The sequence below is a fragment of the Clostridium coskatii genome (genome assembly GCF_001675205.1).
Taxonomy (GTDB): Bacteria; Bacillota; Clostridia; order Clostridiales; family Clostridiaceae; genus Clostridium_B; species Clostridium_B ljungdahlii.
This window is the reverse complement of the sequence record NZ_LROR01000058.1, coordinates 1-16,588: the sequence shown is the minus strand read 5'-3', so window position 1 is coordinate 16,588 and position 16,588 is coordinate 1. Positions and strand designations below refer to the sequence as shown.

The following is a 16,588-nucleotide window of genomic DNA, read 5'->3' as shown; positions in this document are numbered from 1 at the left end:
TTTAACATTGAAAGTGTATATCAATGGATACCAACAGCTATATGGATTTTTATCTTTTCTTTAATATTTTGTAAAGGTACATACTTAAAAAAAATCATAATAACTATAGCATATGTTTGTTTTAATGAACTTATTCAATATGTCACAATTCCTATGACTTATGTGACAGATTATTACATTATTATAGCAAATTCATTTTATGAAACAGAACAAGTGAGAGCAATAATTAATTATATATTTTTAATTATTTTACAATTGCTTTATCTCTTAATACTCAATTTTATAGTGAAAAATCATTATTTTGATTATAAATTTAAGAATTTTAAGTATACGATATTTTTTGTTGTCCCTAATGTATTCATAGTATCATTAATATGTGAATATTTTAAACTCTATTATAAAAATAATGTGAGAGATTCTTTACTAGGTAATATCAAAATGTTGGGGTTCGCATTCACTGGATTAATTTGTGCCGTGTTTACAGTAATAACTTTAGCTAAAATTGCACAAGAAACTATTATAAGAGAAAGGGAATTACTCTTAAAACAACAATTTAGTATACAAACTCAGCATTACAAAGATTTACAAGTACAAATTAGAAATACAAGAACATTTAGACATGATATAAATAATCATTTGATTTGTATCAAGAATTTATTACTTCAGGGTGACATAAAAAGTACAGAGAACTATTTGAAAAAAATAACCAGTTCATTAGAAAAAATTAGTTTAAGAGTAAGTACAGGAAATTCATTTGCAGATGCCGTTATAAGTGAGAAATATAATATAAGTATAGACAAAGGGATAGATTTTAAGTGTGATGCCAAGATACCTAATAAAATAGAAGTTGATCCTTTTGATTTATGTATAGTACTTGGTAATGCCCTGGATAATGCAATAGAAGCTTGTGAAAAAATCACAGATAATAGCATAAAAAAATACATACATGTAACGAGTACTATTAATAAATCATTTATAGTGTTTGAAATAAAAAATAGTATGAAAGGCTATATAAAAGATAAGCATATTTCTACTGATAAATGTGATTACGTAAATCATGGAATAGGTATGATGAACATACAAAATATTGCGGACAAATATTTTGGAAATACATATATTGAAAGCAGAGAAAATATGTTTATATTAAATATTATGTTTCAAATTTGATATATATTCACTACAAATAAAAGCATGTTCACAACAATATATATTATTTTAAGTAAATACTTTCCGAGAATTTATATATAATTTTATTTGACAAAATGGAGGTATATACATGAAAATAAATATTATATCAAATACAATGATTAATAATATGAAACATAAAGCAAATAGTACTAGCATTGGTAAGTCAAGTCCTCTAGATAAAGAAAAATTACAGCTGCAGCAGCAAATGAAAAAAATTGAGGAAAGTGATGTTTCTGAAGAAACAAAAGATGAGTCAATTAAGGAAATTCAAAAACGTTTGTTAGAAGAAAAGTCTAATAAGTTGGATAAAAAATCAGAAACTAAAGAAGATACTAAACAAGAAACGGAAGAAGAAGCTTATGACAAATCTCAGGGTATAAATAAAGAAGTTATGATGGGACTTATGTCAGCTTCGTTTCATGAAAGAAATGGAAGAGTTGCATATTCTGAATATAAAAAGGCTAAAGCAAAAGGAAATATGGGACAAGCTGAAATAGCATTAAATTATACTTCGTCTGAGATAAAAAAAACATCACAAAGTGCAAAGTTAATTCAAAAAGGAATTGGAGAATATAAAAAGCAATTGGATAAAATCAAGAAAAAAGATAATCCGGTAAAATCTACAGAGAATAAGCCTAATGCAGATGATAGAACGGTTGAAGTACATAATAAAATTGATTTAAAAGAGCAAAATAATGATAAAGATACTATTCAAGTTAAAGGTGAAACTAGTGTAAAAAAGCATAAAAATAAGAGGTAGATTTTTGTGGCATATTACTGTATTGGAGAAGTCCAATATAATTCAAACAGCTGAAGCCAACGGTATTGAACCCTATAGTTATCTTAAGTTTTTGTTTGAAAAGCTGCAAGGGGTTCAATTTGAAGCACATTCTGAGTTTCTGGATGAATACTTGTTATGGGTTCAATCTTCATGTAAAAAGAAAGCATAATAAATAACGGCTATTTTAACGAATGGCCGTTTATTTTATGCCTATATACTGGATAATTTTACCTTAAATCAAACAAACTTAAGATGAAATTAAGATCGTATTAAATCCACCTTAAACTCATACATATACAATCTAACTGAAGTCAAATTCAGGAGGAAATCATAATGAATATAATGGAAGTTATAATGGAAGTTAGAAATGTAAAAAAAGTGTATGGTTCAAAACACGGAGGAAGTAAATCAAATGCATTAAATGGAGTGAGCTTTTCTGTTCAAAAAGGTGAATTTCTTGGAATTATGGGGCCTTCAGGAGCAGGCAAGTCCACATTATTAAATGTAATATCAACCATTGATACTCCAACATCAGGCACAATTGAACTTAATGGCAAAAGTTTTTTAAATCTTAATGAAGATGAATTATCAATGTTTAGAAGAAAACAGCTTGGATTTATTTTTCAAGACTACAATCTTCTTGATACTTTAACCTTAAAAGAAAATATTATTTTGCCACTTTCTTTATCTAAGATAGATGTGACATCCATGGAAGAAAAATTAAAAAAGATTAGCGGCATTTTAAATATTGATAATATATTAGAAAAATACCCTTATGAAGTTTCAGGAGGTCAAAAGCAAAGGGCTGCAGCTGCAAGGGCTATAATAACTGATCCAGAAATAGTATTTGCAGATGAGCCTACAGGAGCATTGGATTCAAAATCTTCAACAGAGCTTTTAAACAATCTTTCTTTATTAAATAGGAATAATGGAGCAACAATTGTTATGGTAACTCATGATGCATTTGCAGCAAGCTACTGTGAAAGAATTATATTTATAAAGGATGGAATACTTGATACTGAGATTGAGAAAACAGGCAGTAGAAAAGATTTCTATAATAAAATACTAGGCACTCTTGCTAAAGTAGGAGGTGCTGAAAGTGACACCATTTAATCTTGGAATAAACAATGTAAAACACAATTTTAAAAATTATGTTTCCTATTTTATAAGTACGGTAACTTCAGTTTTTATCCTCATGATATTTTATTCCATATACTATAATCACGAAATACAATTATTTAGCTCAAGCAAGGTTAAGGTTGGTGCCATTTTTAAAGCTGCAGCTTTTGTAGTTATAATATTTTCAGCCATTTTCATAGGCTATGCTAACAGCTTTTTTATAAAAAATAAAAAGAAAGAAGTTGCTATATATTCACTACTTGGTATGAAGAAGAAAGAAATAGGAACACTGATGTTCTTCGAAAATATCTTTCTAGGGATATTAGCCTTAATTGTTGGCGTACCCTTAGGAGCATTTACCTCCAGGTTCTTCTTAAAAATACTTAATGTATGTATGAAATCAAACAAGCCTATACAATACACCTTTGATATTAGAGCTATAGTAATGACGATTTTTGTTTTTATGATTATATTTTTGTTAAACTCCATAAAAGCTTACGGAATAATATATAAGTTTAGACTTATAGAGCTTATACATGCGGCTAAGGAAGGAGAGAAGAAACCTAAATTTTCTAGAGTTTTAGCATTATTATCATTAATAATGGTTATTGGCGGATATATTGGTGTATTAAAAATCAATTTGGAGTCTGGTGGAGCCCAAATGCTGTACAAAGGTCTCCTTATAATGCTGCTTGTTGTTGCAGGAACTTATATATTGTTTAACAATTTCATAATTTATATCTTTAAGCTGTTTGAGAAAAATAAAAAAGCTTATTATAAAGGAGAAAATTTAATAGGAGTATCTCAAATAATCTACAGAATTAAAGGAAATTCTAATCTTCTAGCAACCATAGCTGTTGTATCTGCTGTTGCAATTACAGCATTATGCTTTACTTTTAGTCTTAACTTGACCCTTGATAAAATTGCACCAAGTGGATGTCCATTTTCAATAATGTATCAAAGCGGCAGCGATAAACTAAATAAAAAAGTTGAATCTGTTATTAATAATCATAAAGAGATTAAAACAACTTATAAGACAGATATTGTAATGATAAATGGAAGTGGGCTTACACAAAAGTATAAGGGTCCCTTTGAGAAAGATTTAAAGGCTCCTTTTGATATGTTTATAATGTCTGCATCTGAATACAAGGATATTGTAAATAATTCAGGTTTTAATGATGGTACAGATATTGTCGATAGAGCTAAGAATATTAAAATTAATAAAGAAAATCAATGTTTTTTTATTGAAGTAAGTAATTCAGCTGAAGCAAGAGGGAGACTTGCAGGTGATGAGCTTAATGCAACTATTGGAGGAAAAGCGTATAAACTTGATATCTCCGACTCAAGTAAGAAATGTGTTTTAGGAGTTAAATTTCAAAAAACGACTATAGTAGTACCAGATACATTTTTTAATAAGCTTTTAAATGATAATAGAAATAATACAACTGTTATAAGAGCATATAATTTTGATAATGCATTAAAAAGTGGAAGTGTTGTTACAGAGACTTCTCAAATGATGCCAAAGGACAGAATTTTTTCTTCTTACTATGATATGTATACCGAGGTTCATACTTTGTATGGAAGTTATGTGTTTATAGGTGCATTCCTAGGTATTCTCTTTGTGGTTTCCACTGGAAGTATAATGTATTATAAACAGTTAACAGAAGCTTATGAAGATAAGAATAGGTATTCTGTACTTTCAAAAATAGGTTTAACCAAAAAAGAAACTTTAAGAATTATATCAAAACAACTGGGATTTATTTTTTTAATGCCGCTTTTATTTGGTATTCTTCATAGTGTATTTCCACTTATGGCCTATATGAAATATCTCTGTGGCTTTTCAATATCACAGCTGGAATGGATGGGTATGACAATGGGAGTATATGTAGTAATTTATTTATGCTTTTATCTTCTTTCTATTAAATCTTATATGAAAATCATAACGAAAAATACTGTATACTAATATTATTGAGTTCAATAATAAAAGGGGTGTTTTTGGGTGGATTTAATAAGTAATGCAGATAAAAAAATATTACTTATAGATGATGAAGAAGATATAACGGATTTAATAGAGGATATTCTATTAAAAGAAGGATTTAAGAATATTAGAAAAGCTAACTGCGGATTAGATGGTATAAAAATATGCGAGAGTGAAAAGCCTGATATAGTAGTGCTTGATATAATGCTTCCAGACATCGATGGAATTGAGGTATGTAAAAGAATAAGACAATTTTCTTACTGTCCAATTTTATTTTTATCTGCAAAAAATAGTGATGTTGATAAAATCGTTGGACTGAGTATGGGAGGGGATGACTACATTACCAAACCCTTTAGTCCAAGAGAAATTGCCTTTCGCATTAAGGCACAGCTTAGAAGACAGCAGTATGATGGTATAAAGGAAGACAGCAGTAGTGAAAATGAGAATATAATCATTGGCAGCATTACTATTGATAAGTTGCACAGTCAGGTATATAAGGATGGTTCAGAAGTAAAACTTACAGCAAAGGAATATAAGCTTCTTTTATATCTGGCAGAAAGTTCAAATAAAATAGTCAATAAGGAAAGATTATGTGAGGTAGTATGGGGAGATGATTATTTTGGATATGATAATACAATCTCCGTTCATATAAGACATTTAAGAGAAAAACTTGAGAAAAATCCTTCTAAACCGGAAATTATAGTTACTGTAATAGGACTTGGATACAAGCTTGTAAAGAGGAATGAATAGATGAAAAAATCAGGATATAAGATAATATTTAATTTATATTTTAAGTTTTTTATTGCCTTTCTAATTTTAATTTCAATTTTTTTAGGGATAGGGCTTTATCTATTAAATGTTAATATAAGCAGTGAGAATAGTTATGCTAACTGGAGCAGCTGGCCTGCATATTTTACATCCCATTTTTACAAAGAAATTAGTTTCGATGAAGGCAAACCAAAGCTCACAGATTCAGCAGTAGATGAATTAAAAAAGTACAAGCTTTCTTTTCAAATTGTTGATAAAAATGGAGATGTGACCTTAGAATATAATGAACCTAAAAGTGCCACAAAACATTATTCTCCAATAGATATTGTTCAGTTATATAAAAATGGAGATAGTGAAGGAAAACATACTATATTTGTTGGAAGTGTTAATAACAGCGGAGAAAAGTGGACTTACATTATAGGTTTTCCTGCAAAAATATCAAAAATAACCTTATACATGAATTATAACAAGGTTTTAAAGATAAAGTTTGTTATATTGGCATTATTTATATTACTTATACTTATTGCTGCAGTTTATGGTATATGGATGAATCGTACATTATTAAATATAACCTCAGGCATAAGAAGACTTGCTTCAAATGATTATATTCCTATGAAGGAAAAAGGAACGTATAAGGATATAAAAAGCAGCCTTAATCTTTTAGATAGTAAACTTAAAGCCAGCGAAGATGAGAGAAAAAAGAATCAAACTTTAAGGGAGGAATGGATAGCTAATATTTCACATGATTTAAAAACTCCACTATCTCCAATAAAAGGTTATGCAGAAATATTGAGTGATCCTAAGTATGATGTCACATCTCAGGATGCAAAAAAGTATGGAAAAACAATACTTAGAAATGCAGAAAATTTAGAGAGTATAGTTGAAAATTTGAATTTTACCTATCAATTGAAAAATGGAATGCTTCCTATAAATCGTGAAAATCAAAATTTAGTGCGTTTATTAAAGGAAGTAATTATAAGTATATTGAATAATCCTGAATATGAAAAAAGAAATATTATTTTTAACTGTTCAGAAGATATTATAGATTTCAATTTTGACAATACACTTTTTAAGAGGGCTTTCACTAATTTGATTTATAATTCAGTAATTCACAATAGTTCCGATACTGAAATAAGAGTTTCTATAAAAAAGAAAGATAAAATATATATAAATATTGCTGATAATGGAAAGGGTATGTCAGAAGAGGAAGTGAAAAAGCTTTTTGAAAGATATTACAGAGGGACTAGCAGTTCAGTAAGTGTTAAAGGTTCAGGCCTTGGAATGGCAATTGCAAAGCAAATAGTAGAAGCACATGGTGGGGAAATTAATGTAAAAAGTAAGTTGAATGTTGGTACAAGAATAGAAATTGAGTTTGAGATATAATGTTAGGGACTCAAAAGCTTTGTTTCGCATTATTTCAATATTAGGCGAAAATTTCGTATGGGCGAGTGGGTCGAAATTTATATAAATTCAGTAGAACAAGATAGGCACTATATATAGGAAAATGTTCCATGTTTTACTAGAGAAAGATTTATTAAATTGCTGATTGCATTATAGTATAATGGATGTTATAAGGAAGTGGTTGAGATGAGAATTTTAGTTGTGATTCCGCTAAATGAAGATGAAAAAGAAAGACTTCAAACAAAAATGCCAGAGGCAGAGTATATATATATATCTACTAAAGAAGTTACTATTGAACTTGTAAAAAGCGCTGATATAATTATTGGAAATGTTCCACCAGAATACATAAAGGAAAGCAAAAAACTTAAATGGCTGCAGTTAAATAGTGCAGGTACGGATGGATACTGTGAACCCGGCGTAATTCCTGAAGGAGCATATCTTACAAATGCTACAGGTGCCTATGGTCTTGCAATATCTGAACATATGCTGGGCATGCTGCTTGAAATTAAAAAGAAGTTGAACTTATATTATATAAATCAAAAAAAGCATCTGTGGAAGGACGAAGGAAATGTTACTTCAATAGAAGGAAGTACTACATTAGTTGTAGGTCTTGGCAATATTGGAGGAAACTTTGCCAGAAAAATGAAGGCACTTGGAAGCTATACAATAGGTATAAAAAGGACTAAAGGACAAAAGCCAGAATATATTGATGAATTATATACAATGGAAGCTTTGGATGAACTTTTACCTAAAGCAAATATAGTGGCTTTAAGTCTTCCTGGAACAAAGGATACTTACCATTTGTTTAATAGAGATAAATTTAACTTAATGAGGAAAGATGCAATTATTCTTAATGTAGGAAGAGGAAGTTGTATATGTACTGAGGATTTATGTGATGCCCTTGAAAATGGAATTATCAGCGGAGCAGGTCTTGATGTAACAGAACCAGAACCGTTACCAATAGAACATAGATTATGGGATACACCCGGAGTTATTATTACTCCTCATATATCAGGATTTTTTCACCTTCCAGAAACCCTGCGAAGAATTGTTAACATAAGTATTGAAAATCTTGAGCATTTTAAGAAACGGGAGCCGTTGAAAAACATAGTTGATTTTAAAACAGGCTACAGGGTACATAACAAATAAAAATTGATAAGAACTTTTGATTATTAAAAAATTAACTATTTTATTTGGAGGTATATATGAGAGTTATTAGTGTCTCCAGCCTGAAGGGGGATGAAATCCTTGGAAGGCAAATTTATGATGAATTCGGTAGAGTTTTACTTAATATAGGAGTAAAATTAAAACCTTATTATATTAAGAGAATTAAAGAAATTGGAATTAACTGTGTATACATTGATGATGATATATCGAAAAATGTGATTATTGAGGAAAGTGTTTCTCAAAAGACAAGGCAAATGAGTAAACATGCTGTTAGGAAAATGATTGGAACATATTGTCGAGAAGGAAAAACTGATGATAGTAGTATTATGAATTCAGTAGATTCAGTAATTGAGGATGTGGTGTCGAATAAAGAGGTTTTGATAAATGTTGCAGAAATAAGTGCAAGTGATAACAATATATATTCCCATTCAGTAAATGTTTGTGTATTAGCTACAATAATAGGAACTCATATGGGATATAGTGTAATGAAGCTTAAAGACATAGCTACAGGTGCTCTGCTTCATGATATAGGTAAGATAAAAATTATGAATGATAGGAAACTTTTAGATAATTTTAAGACTAAGGAAGAATTAGACAAATATATTACATTAATGCATCCAAAGGTCGGCTATGATTTTTTAGGATCACAGTATATTTGGAATGCATCCGTCAAGGTAGTTGCATTAATGCATCATGAAAGAAGTGATGGCAGCGGATACCCTTTAAAGTTGCAGGGTGATGAAATAAACAAAATTGCAAAGATGGTGTCCATATGTGACGTATTTGATAATATGATATCAGGTAGAAATGGTTTGAAAAGCAAAAGTGTCAATGAAGTTATTGAATATCTTGTTGGCATGAGTAATACTTATTTTGATGCAGAAATGGTAAGAAAGTTCACTATGAATATAGCGGCTTTCCCAACAGGAAGTGGAGTTATTTTAAGTTCAAATGAAAAGGGCTTAGTAGTAAAGCAAAACAGTTCAATGCCAATGAGACCTGTGGTAAAAGTTATATATGATAAAGCTGGAAATTTACTTTTAGAACCTTATGAAATTGATTTATTAAAAGAATTAACTCTTTTTATTACGAAAACCTGTGAGTTTTAAAATTAGGGGGGATTTTATGAAAGGTGAAGGCAATTACCCAAATGTTAACTATTCCAGTGGTTTCCTGAAATTAATTCATAATATTTTTCAGAAATTTTTAGATGTAAATAGTAATAATTATCAGATTGAGTTAAAAAAATCATTGGAGGAAATAGGTTTATTTTTTGATTTGGATAGAATTTTTATCTATTATTTTTCTAAAGATCCTACTTTTATGCAAATAGAATGCCAATGGAATAAGAAAGGTATAAAACCAAAAAGAGAGATTGAGGAGGAAGAGGTAGTTTATGCTTTCCCATGGTTGATTCGCCAGATTAAGAATAAGGATTTTGTTGTAGTGAATGATGTAGAAGAATTTTCTGATGAAGCAGTATTTGAAAAAGAGGATTTTTTAAAGGAGGGAATCAAAACTTCTCTTATAATTTCATTAAAAAGTGAAAATAAGTTAATTGGATTCATAGGTTATGAAAGTTTATCAAAGCCTACAGTATGGAAAGAGGAGCAAATTGAAATATTAATAGACATTTCAAAGGCTTTTTCGCATACAAGAGCAAGAATTGTAAAGGAGAAAACATATAAAAAAGCTCTTAGTGGGCAGGCAATTTTACTTAATAATTCTGAATCACAAATTTGGGCGTTAAGTAATGTTACTTCTTACGCAGCTGTTAATGAAGCCCATGCAAGTTTTTTTGGAAAGAAGAAAAGTGATTTAGAATATCAGGATTTATACGATATATTTGATATAGATACTGCAAATAAACTTTCTGCAAGCAATTGGGAGCTATTTCAAAAGAATGAGCCGGCAAAAAAAGAAATTGAGGTTAGAAACTTCAAGGGTGAAAATAGACTGCTTCAAATTAAAAGTAAGCCTCAGAAGGATAAGACAGGTAATATCAAGTATCTTATTTGCACTGCTGAGGATATCACAGAGCAGAGATTAGCAGAAAGAGAGTTATACAAGGCAAAAGAACAAGCAGAAGCAGCAAATATTGCAAAAAGTCAGTTTCTTGCAAATATGTCTCATGAAATAAGAACTCCAATGAACGGAATATTTGGATTCCTCGATTTGCTTCAATCAACTAATTTGTCTTTAGAACAAAAAGACTTTATACGTGAAGCAAAATCTGCTTCAAAGGTATTATTGTATATTATTAATGATATATTGGATTTTTCAAAGATTGAAGCTAAAAAGCTAACCATGGAAAAGATTAGATTTAATTTAAGAAATACTATTGAAGATGCGGTTTCACTACTTGTCCCTAAGGCAGTAGAAAAAGGACTTGAACTTTATACCATGATTAGCGAAGGTGTTCCTGAAGAGGTTGTTGGTGATCCATCAAGGCTTAGACAGATATTAAATAATCTTATAAGTAATGCAGTAAAATTTACTAATAAGGGTGAAATTTCTGTTACAGTTGATTGCTTAAAGGAAGAAAATGAAACAGCTGTACTTAACTTTGAAGTAAAGGATACTGGAATCGGAATTCGTAAGGATCATATTGATAATATATTTAAATCTTTTAGTCAAGCAGATACGTCTACAACTAGAAAGTATGGAGGAACAGGGCTGGGGCTTGCCATATCTAGTGAATTGGTAAAAATGATGGGCGGTGAAATTCACGTTGAAAGTATATTTGGAAAAGGGTCTATATTTAAGTTCGATGTGAGATTGAAGATTGTAAAAAGAGCCTCAGGGCAGAAATTTGCGTTTGAAAAGCTTGATGGTATGAATATTTTAATTGTTAATGATGATGTAAATAACAGGAAAATTATTAATTCATATCTTCAAGAAACTGGTCTTAAAGTATTTGAAGCTGAAAACGGCAGTAGTGCCATTACCACAATTCTTTCAAATGCAAGTACAAAAAACAAAATAAACATTGCCATCATGGATTATCAAATGAATGATATGAGTGGTTATGAACTGGCCAATACATTAAAAACAATACCTTTTGCAAAGAATATAAAATTAATACTTCTAACTAGTATAACTCAAAAGGGAAATGCTGAGGCTGTGAAAGAATATGGCTTTTCATCATATTTGAGTAAACCTGTCAGAAGAGATGATTTACTTGCCTGTATTGCTATGGTATTGGGCCTTAAAAAGGAAAATGGAGAAGGACATCAAGTTATAAAGAAACATATAGTTAAAGAAGTTAAAAATGCATTAGAACCAAGAATTTTATTGGTTGAAGATAATAAAATGAATCGTAAAATTGTTATAACTATGCTTAAATCACATGATATGACTTGTGATGTGGCGGTGGATGGTAGTGAAGCATTAAAAGCAGTGTTACAGAAAGATTATGATGTTGTTTTTATGGACTGCCAGATGCCGGTAATGGATGGGTATGAGTGTACATCTAAGATAAGGATGTTAGAAGGAGACAAAAAGCATACTACAATTATAGCAATGACTGCTAATGCTATGGATGGTGACTCAGAAAAGTGTATTAAAACTGGAATGGACGATTATATTAGTAAGCCTATTAATTTTAATAAGATGTTTAAGATGATAGAAGCCAATACTAAAACGAGAGAGTGTGTAGATGATTATAGTAAAATAATAGACGATAATATTGACTGCTTTGTTAAAACTACAGGACTTGGAAAAGATGATGCAAAAGAAATACTTGAAGAATATATAAGATGTTTACCTGATTTATTATCAGATATTAGCAAGGCTATTGATGTTAATGATTTTGATAAATTGGCCTGGATAACTCATGAGTTAAAGGGTTCTTCTGGAACCTTAGGAATACTTTCTATTCATGAATTAGCAATAAAGCTAGAACAGGCAGCTTTAAAACATGAAATAGATGAATGTACTAGATTTTTTGCTAAAATAAAGGATTTGCTTCACTAAAGAGGATCTTTAAAAATTAGGGATATAAAGGAGCTTTTAATATGAAAAAGGTATTAGTAGTTGACAATTCATCGTATATGAGGATGTTTGTAAAAAAGATCATTGAAAAGGGAGGTTTTCACAGTATATTTGGTGCATCAAATAAACATGAAGTAGTAGAGCTGTTCAAACTTGAAAAACCAGACATTGTGCTTTTAGATTTGAATATGTCTGAGGTTAAGATGGATGGTGTTGAAGTCCTAACTGATATAATGAAAATTGACCCTAACGCAGTTGTACTTATTATGTCAGCAGTAGGACATGAAGAAGTGAAAGATGAATGTATAAAACTAGGAGCTAGTGGCTATATTAGGAAGCCTTTTCATACTGAAACTTTATTGAAGACATTAGAAGAATATAAATAAATTTAATGAATACATAGTAACCGTATTAGAGAAATCATATGCTTCCCTTATAGTAGATAGTTAAATAACTAAATAGTCTACTATAGGGGAAATTCATTTTTCTATAGTATTATACCTATGCTAAAGCAAATATAAATAGGTATATGCAGTGCAATGTTAATTAGAAATTGTTCTTTCAAAAACAATTTCTCCATTTATGATTGTCTTTACTACTTTTGTATTTACCATATCTAGAGGATCACCGTTTAGTATAATAATATCTGCATCATAACCGGTCTTTATCTTTCCTATTCTATTATCACATCCTAATATTTCAGCAGCATTGGTTGTTATTGATTTTAAAGCATCTAAAGGCTTCAATCCTTCTGAAACTGCAAGCAAAGCCACTGGTCTTAGTTGATCTATAGAATTATAAGGATGATCTGTCATTAATGCTACTTTTATACCTGCTTCTACTAAGTGCAGTGCAGAACTATAATTACGTTTTCTAAGTTCCATTTTTATTCTTGGAGTTAACATAGGGCCAAAAGCTACGGGTATATTTTTTTCTTTTAAATAATCACTTACAAGATGGGCTTCAGTGCCGTGTTCAATAACAAGTTTTTTTATATTAAATTCTTCTGCTATTCTTATAGCAGTGATTATATCATCAGCTCGATGGGCATGAGCTCTTAAAAACATATCTCCTTTTAATAAGGGAATTACTGCCTCTAGTCTAATATTTCTTTCCTTAATTTTGCCCTGTTCCTTTTGTTCCATATAGTCCTGTGCTCTTATAAATAATTCACGTATTAGAGCAGCTACTGCCATTCTAGTTACGGGGCAATTTCCTTTATTACCATAGCAGCACATAGGGTCTTCTCCAAATGCTATTTTAAGACCATAAGGATCTTTAACTATCATATTATCAATTATATTACCATGAGTCTTTAATACGGTATTGAGCCCACCTACTGGATTATTACTTCCTGGGCCACTCATAACACAGGTGACACCAGCTTTTACCGCATCTTTAAATGCTATGTCTAGGGGATTTATTGCATCTATAGCTCTTAGATGAGGTGTTACTGGATTTGAAGTTTCGTTATTATCTAAACCTAGTTTGCCAGTAGCCTCCTCTATAATGCCTATATGTGTATGACAATCTACAAATCCTGGTAATACATACTGTTCTTTAACATCTATTGTCTTTAAATTCTCACATTGGAAGTCTATAGTGTCAGCAATCTGTTGTATCTTTCCATGTGTTATTAGAATGTCCTTGGTAAATTTGCTATAATCGTGATAGTTTGTTAGTAAACAATTTTTTAACAGTATTGGATTCATTCTCTCGCCTCAATTCAAACTAATTAAAAAGTTTTTTGAAAACAATATATTTATTTGTACAAATATATTGTTTTCAAAAATAAAAAAAATACACAAGTAATATATTGCTTCAGATTTCAAAATTAATTTTATCTAATATGGTAATATTAGATTACAGTTATAAATTTTTACGAATGAAGAGGTCATTATTTATGGAAGTATTCAAATCAATATTTTATTTTATTATGGCAGGAGTATTTGAAATAGGAGGGGGATATCTTGTATGGCTGTGGCTAAGAGATGGTAAAAGTATATGCTGTGGTTTAGCTGGAGCTATAAGCCTTATTATCTATGGAATAGTACCTACACTTCAACCTAAAACTGCTAACTTTGGTAAGGTATATGCTGCTTATGGTGGGATATTTATCATTCTTTCAATTTTGTGGGGATGGAAGATAGATAATGTTATTCCAGATAAGTTTGATTTAATTGGCGGAGCTATTGCATTAGTCGGGGTTATTGTTATTATGTATGCGCCAAGGGGATAGAACTCTTTCTATTTTGAACAAATTAAAAGCTTCATGAATACACTAAAATGGGGGCATTGGCATAACAGTTACTAGACTCCTTTTGTCCTAAGTATTTAATAAGAATACAATAGGAGGAATAATTTATGAAGATAATGAATGGAATAGACGTATATGAAGGAGATAATATTTCAGACTGGAATGTTATTAAAAATACAGATGGTATTTCTGTAGTAATTCAAAAAGCAACACAAGGTCTATCGCATGTAGATAGTTTATTAAATTATAGATATCAAAGAATTAAACAGGCAGGACTTAAATTGGGATTTTATCATTACGCAAATGGCAATGATCCAATAGCGGAAGCAAAGCACTTTTTAGAAACTATCTCAGGATTGGAAAGTGACACTGTTCTGTGGTTGGATATAGAGGGAGAGGAAAATTGGAGCAGGAGCAATGCTATTAATTTTGCAAATGCGTTTATCAAATATGTACAGTCACAAGGCCGCAAGATAGGAGTATATTCTGGATATGCATTTTATAAAGATTACCTGGCAGGTAATATTCCAGACGTTCCACTTTGGATTGCAAGTTATGGCAGGCAGCCTTCCCTATATCCAGATGATTCTTCATGGCAGTATTCAGAAACCGGGAAATTAAACGGCGCTGTGGGATATGTGGACCTGAATTATTTTATAGAAGATATATTTACTGGAAATGTATCACCTGTTAAGCCGAATACTCTTGTACAACAGATAAAAGCACTTCAGTATAACCTGAATTTAGATTATAGTGCAAAACTAGCTGTAGATGGGATTGCAGGGAATGAGACTATGGCAGCATTAAAAGGAATCCAGAACATTATTGCTAAGGGTCATAAATCTCATGTAGTGCTGTGGATACAACAGAAACTTGAACAATATGGCTATTTAAAGAAAAATTCCTATACTCCTATGGTTTACGATGAAGCCACTTTTCAAGCTGTAACTAATCTCCAGAAGAATTGGAGAAAAGCTACAGATGGTATTTTAGGTCCAGACACATGGAGTATATTTTTGAATAACTAAATTAAGGAAACTGTGAAAAGAGGTGCACCTCAAATGTTTTATACGTATCTAACATTTGGGGTGCACTTTATTACATGTATTTGTTTAAATACCTGTATATAGTAGGCTCGGAAACCAGGAGAGCTTTGGCTACTTTAACTACAGCCCCTTTCAAATTGAAAGCTCCTTTATCGTATAAATATTTTACTACACAAATCTTTTCATTAGCAGACATGCGTTCTGGAAGAATATTTATTTCAGATATAGCCTCATTGATCATGGTACACAAGAGATCATCCACATTATCATAAAATTGTTCTTGTGTTTTTATGTTTTCATTTTCGCTCACATCGGTATTTGATACAAAACTTAATTTGTCCATTAAATCCTTAACTTTATTATAAGGTTCAACATCTATATTTACACAAAGTAATCCTATTATCTTGTTATCATCATTTTTAATAAAATAGCTTGAAGATTTGAAGGTTTTAAAATTACCCACTGCTTTGTAGTTAGCAGCATAATTTTTATTTGTATAAGTTTTATTCTGAATTATATTGAAAACTAAGTTAGTAAGGGGACTACCTATATTTCTTCCTGTTAAATGACCATTTTTTATAAAAATTATAGAATTGTTAGGAGTAGTTATATCTTGTATTACTACCTCACAGTTATCTCCTAGAATTTCAGAAATAAATTTAGCTACAGGTATGTATTTTTTTAATAATTCTCTGTTATTCAAATTTTTCACCCCAATTATTATTTAACTTATAACAATAAAGATAATAAATAAAAATAACAATATACCACTCAATGATAAAATTATTAAAATATATAAAAATACTTATTTAGATTATAACATTAAATTCACATATTGAAATATATATTTATAAAATTTTTTATAATATAGCACCTATAATGAAATATAC

Annotated in this window: 15 protein-coding genes; 13 read left to right on the top strand and 2 right to left on the bottom strand. The window is 30.3% G+C overall.

The features are described 5' to 3' along the window. The first annotated feature begins 438 nt into the window (after nt 1-438). The 11 genes from CLCOS_RS22510 (at nt 439) to CLCOS_RS14910 (ending at nt 12,781) form a co-directional block, all read left to right on the top strand. Nucleotides 439-1,167 carry a sensor histidine kinase gene (locus CLCOS_RS22510; protein WP_192847935.1) on the top strand — a complete coding sequence of 243 codons (729 nt, stop codon included), beginning with the start codon at nt 439-441 and terminating at the stop codon, nt 1,165-1,167. Nucleotides 1,168-1,276: 109 nt separating this feature from the next. Then, nucleotides 1,277-1,948, top strand: a complete 672-nt coding sequence (locus CLCOS_RS14955) for a hypothetical protein (RefSeq protein ID WP_063602167.1) — start codon at nt 1,277-1,279, stop codon at nt 1,946-1,948. Between the two features lie 4 nt (nt 1,949-1,952). Beyond that, nucleotides 1,953-2,138 (top strand): transposase domain-containing protein, encoded by a 186-nt coding sequence (locus tag CLCOS_RS14950; protein WP_063602166.1) that lies wholly within the window; start codon nt 1,953-1,955, stop codon nt 2,136-2,138. Between the two features lie 173 nt (nt 2,139-2,311). Beyond that, nucleotides 2,312-3,082 (top strand): ATP-binding cassette domain-containing protein, encoded by a 771-nt coding sequence (locus CLCOS_RS14945; RefSeq protein ID WP_192847936.1) that lies wholly within the window; start codon nt 2,312-2,314, stop codon nt 3,080-3,082. After that, entirely contained in the window at nt 3,069-5,051 is a 1,983-nt protein-coding gene (locus tag CLCOS_RS14940; protein WP_063602164.1) for an FtsX-like permease family protein, read from the top strand. The genes CLCOS_RS14945 and CLCOS_RS14940 overlap by 14 nt, the downstream gene beginning before the upstream one ends. 36 nt (nt 5,052-5,087) lie before the next feature. Further along, entirely contained in the window at nt 5,088-5,816 is a 729-nt protein-coding gene (locus tag CLCOS_RS14935; RefSeq protein WP_063602163.1) for a response regulator transcription factor, read from the top strand. Beyond that, nucleotides 5,817-7,217 (top strand): sensor histidine kinase, encoded by a 1,401-nt coding sequence (locus CLCOS_RS14930; RefSeq protein WP_063602162.1) that lies wholly within the window; start codon nt 5,817-5,819, stop codon nt 7,215-7,217. Between the two features lie 204 nt (nt 7,218-7,421). Beyond that, the gene (locus CLCOS_RS14925; protein ID WP_063602161.1) at nt 7,422-8,384 is read left to right on the top strand and encodes a D-2-hydroxyacid dehydrogenase; all 963 of its coding nucleotides are present in this window, start codon (nt 7,422-7,424) and stop codon (nt 8,382-8,384) included. 56 nt (nt 8,385-8,440) lie between these two features. Continuing rightward, nucleotides 8,441-9,511: an HD-GYP domain-containing protein gene (locus CLCOS_RS14920; protein ID WP_063602160.1), complete on the top strand. Its 1,071-nt coding sequence runs from the start codon at nt 8,441-8,443 to the stop codon at nt 9,509-9,511. Between the two features lie 16 nt (nt 9,512-9,527). Continuing rightward, on the top strand, nt 9,528-12,377 hold the full coding sequence (locus tag CLCOS_RS14915; RefSeq protein ID WP_063602159.1) for a response regulator: 2,850 nt from the start codon (nt 9,528-9,530) through the stop codon (nt 12,375-12,377). A gap of 41 nt (nt 12,378-12,418) precedes the next feature. Further along, entirely contained in the window at nt 12,419-12,781 is a 363-nt protein-coding gene (locus CLCOS_RS14910) for a response regulator (protein WP_063602158.1), read from the top strand. Nucleotides 12,782-12,937: 156 nt separating this feature from the next. Here the strand turns inward: CLCOS_RS14910 and CLCOS_RS14905 are convergent, their stop codons facing one another. Beyond that, nucleotides 12,938-14,107 (bottom strand): amidohydrolase, encoded by a 1,170-nt coding sequence (locus CLCOS_RS14905; RefSeq protein ID WP_063602157.1) that lies wholly within the window; start codon nt 14,105-14,107, stop codon nt 12,938-12,940. 191 nt (nt 14,108-14,298) lie between these two features. Here CLCOS_RS14905 and CLCOS_RS14900 point away from each other — a divergent pair, with 191 nt between their 5' ends. Next, nucleotides 14,299-14,634, top strand: coding sequence for a YnfA family protein (locus CLCOS_RS14900; protein WP_063602156.1), 336 nt, complete (start codon nt 14,299-14,301; stop codon nt 14,632-14,634). 125 nt (nt 14,635-14,759) lie between these two features. Beyond that, nucleotides 14,760-15,680: a GH25 family lysozyme gene (locus tag CLCOS_RS14895; RefSeq protein ID WP_192847934.1), complete on the top strand. Its 921-nt coding sequence runs from the start codon at nt 14,760-14,762 to the stop codon at nt 15,678-15,680. Nucleotides 15,681-15,750: 70 nt separating this feature from the next. Here the strand turns inward: CLCOS_RS14895 and CLCOS_RS14890 are convergent, their stop codons facing one another. Beyond that, complete coding sequence (locus CLCOS_RS14890; protein WP_023162049.1) at nt 15,751-16,410, bottom strand: helix-turn-helix transcriptional regulator; 660 nt, start codon at nt 16,408-16,410, stop codon at nt 15,751-15,753. Nucleotides 16,411-16,588 lie beyond the last annotated feature (178 nt).

Bases quoted from the DNA above. Each gene is read 5' to 3' on its own strand.
- CLCOS_RS22510 (WP_192847935.1), top strand. From the start codon at position 439: ATGTTGGGGTTCGCATTCACTGGATTAATTTGTGCCGTGTTTACAGTA.
- CLCOS_RS14955 (WP_063602167.1), top strand. From the start codon at position 1,277: ATGAAAATAAATATTATATCAAATACAATGATTAATAATATGAAACAT.
- CLCOS_RS14945 (WP_192847936.1), top strand. From the start codon at position 2,312: ATGGAAGTTATAATGGAAGTTAGAAATGTAAAAAAAGTGTATGGTTCA.
- CLCOS_RS14930 (WP_063602162.1), top strand. From the start codon at position 5,817: ATGAAAAAATCAGGATATAAGATAATATTTAATTTATATTTTAAGTTT.
- CLCOS_RS14925 (WP_063602161.1), top strand. From the start codon at position 7,422: ATGAGAATTTTAGTTGTGATTCCGCTAAATGAAGATGAAAAAGAAAGA.
- CLCOS_RS14920 (WP_063602160.1), top strand. From the start codon at position 8,441: ATGAGAGTTATTAGTGTCTCCAGCCTGAAGGGGGATGAAATCCTTGGA.
- CLCOS_RS14915 (WP_063602159.1), top strand. From the start codon at position 9,528: ATGAAAGGTGAAGGCAATTACCCAAATGTTAACTATTCCAGTGGTTTC.
- CLCOS_RS14910 (WP_063602158.1), top strand. From the start codon at position 12,419: ATGAAAAAGGTATTAGTAGTTGACAATTCATCGTATATGAGGATGTTT.
- CLCOS_RS14905 (WP_063602157.1), bottom strand. From the start codon at position 14,107: ATGAATCCAATACTGTTAAAAAATTGTTTACTAACAAACTATCACGAT.
- CLCOS_RS14900 (WP_063602156.1), top strand. From the start codon at position 14,299: ATGGAAGTATTCAAATCAATATTTTATTTTATTATGGCAGGAGTATTT.
- CLCOS_RS14895 (WP_192847934.1), top strand. From the start codon at position 14,760: ATGAAGATAATGAATGGAATAGACGTATATGAAGGAGATAATATTTCA.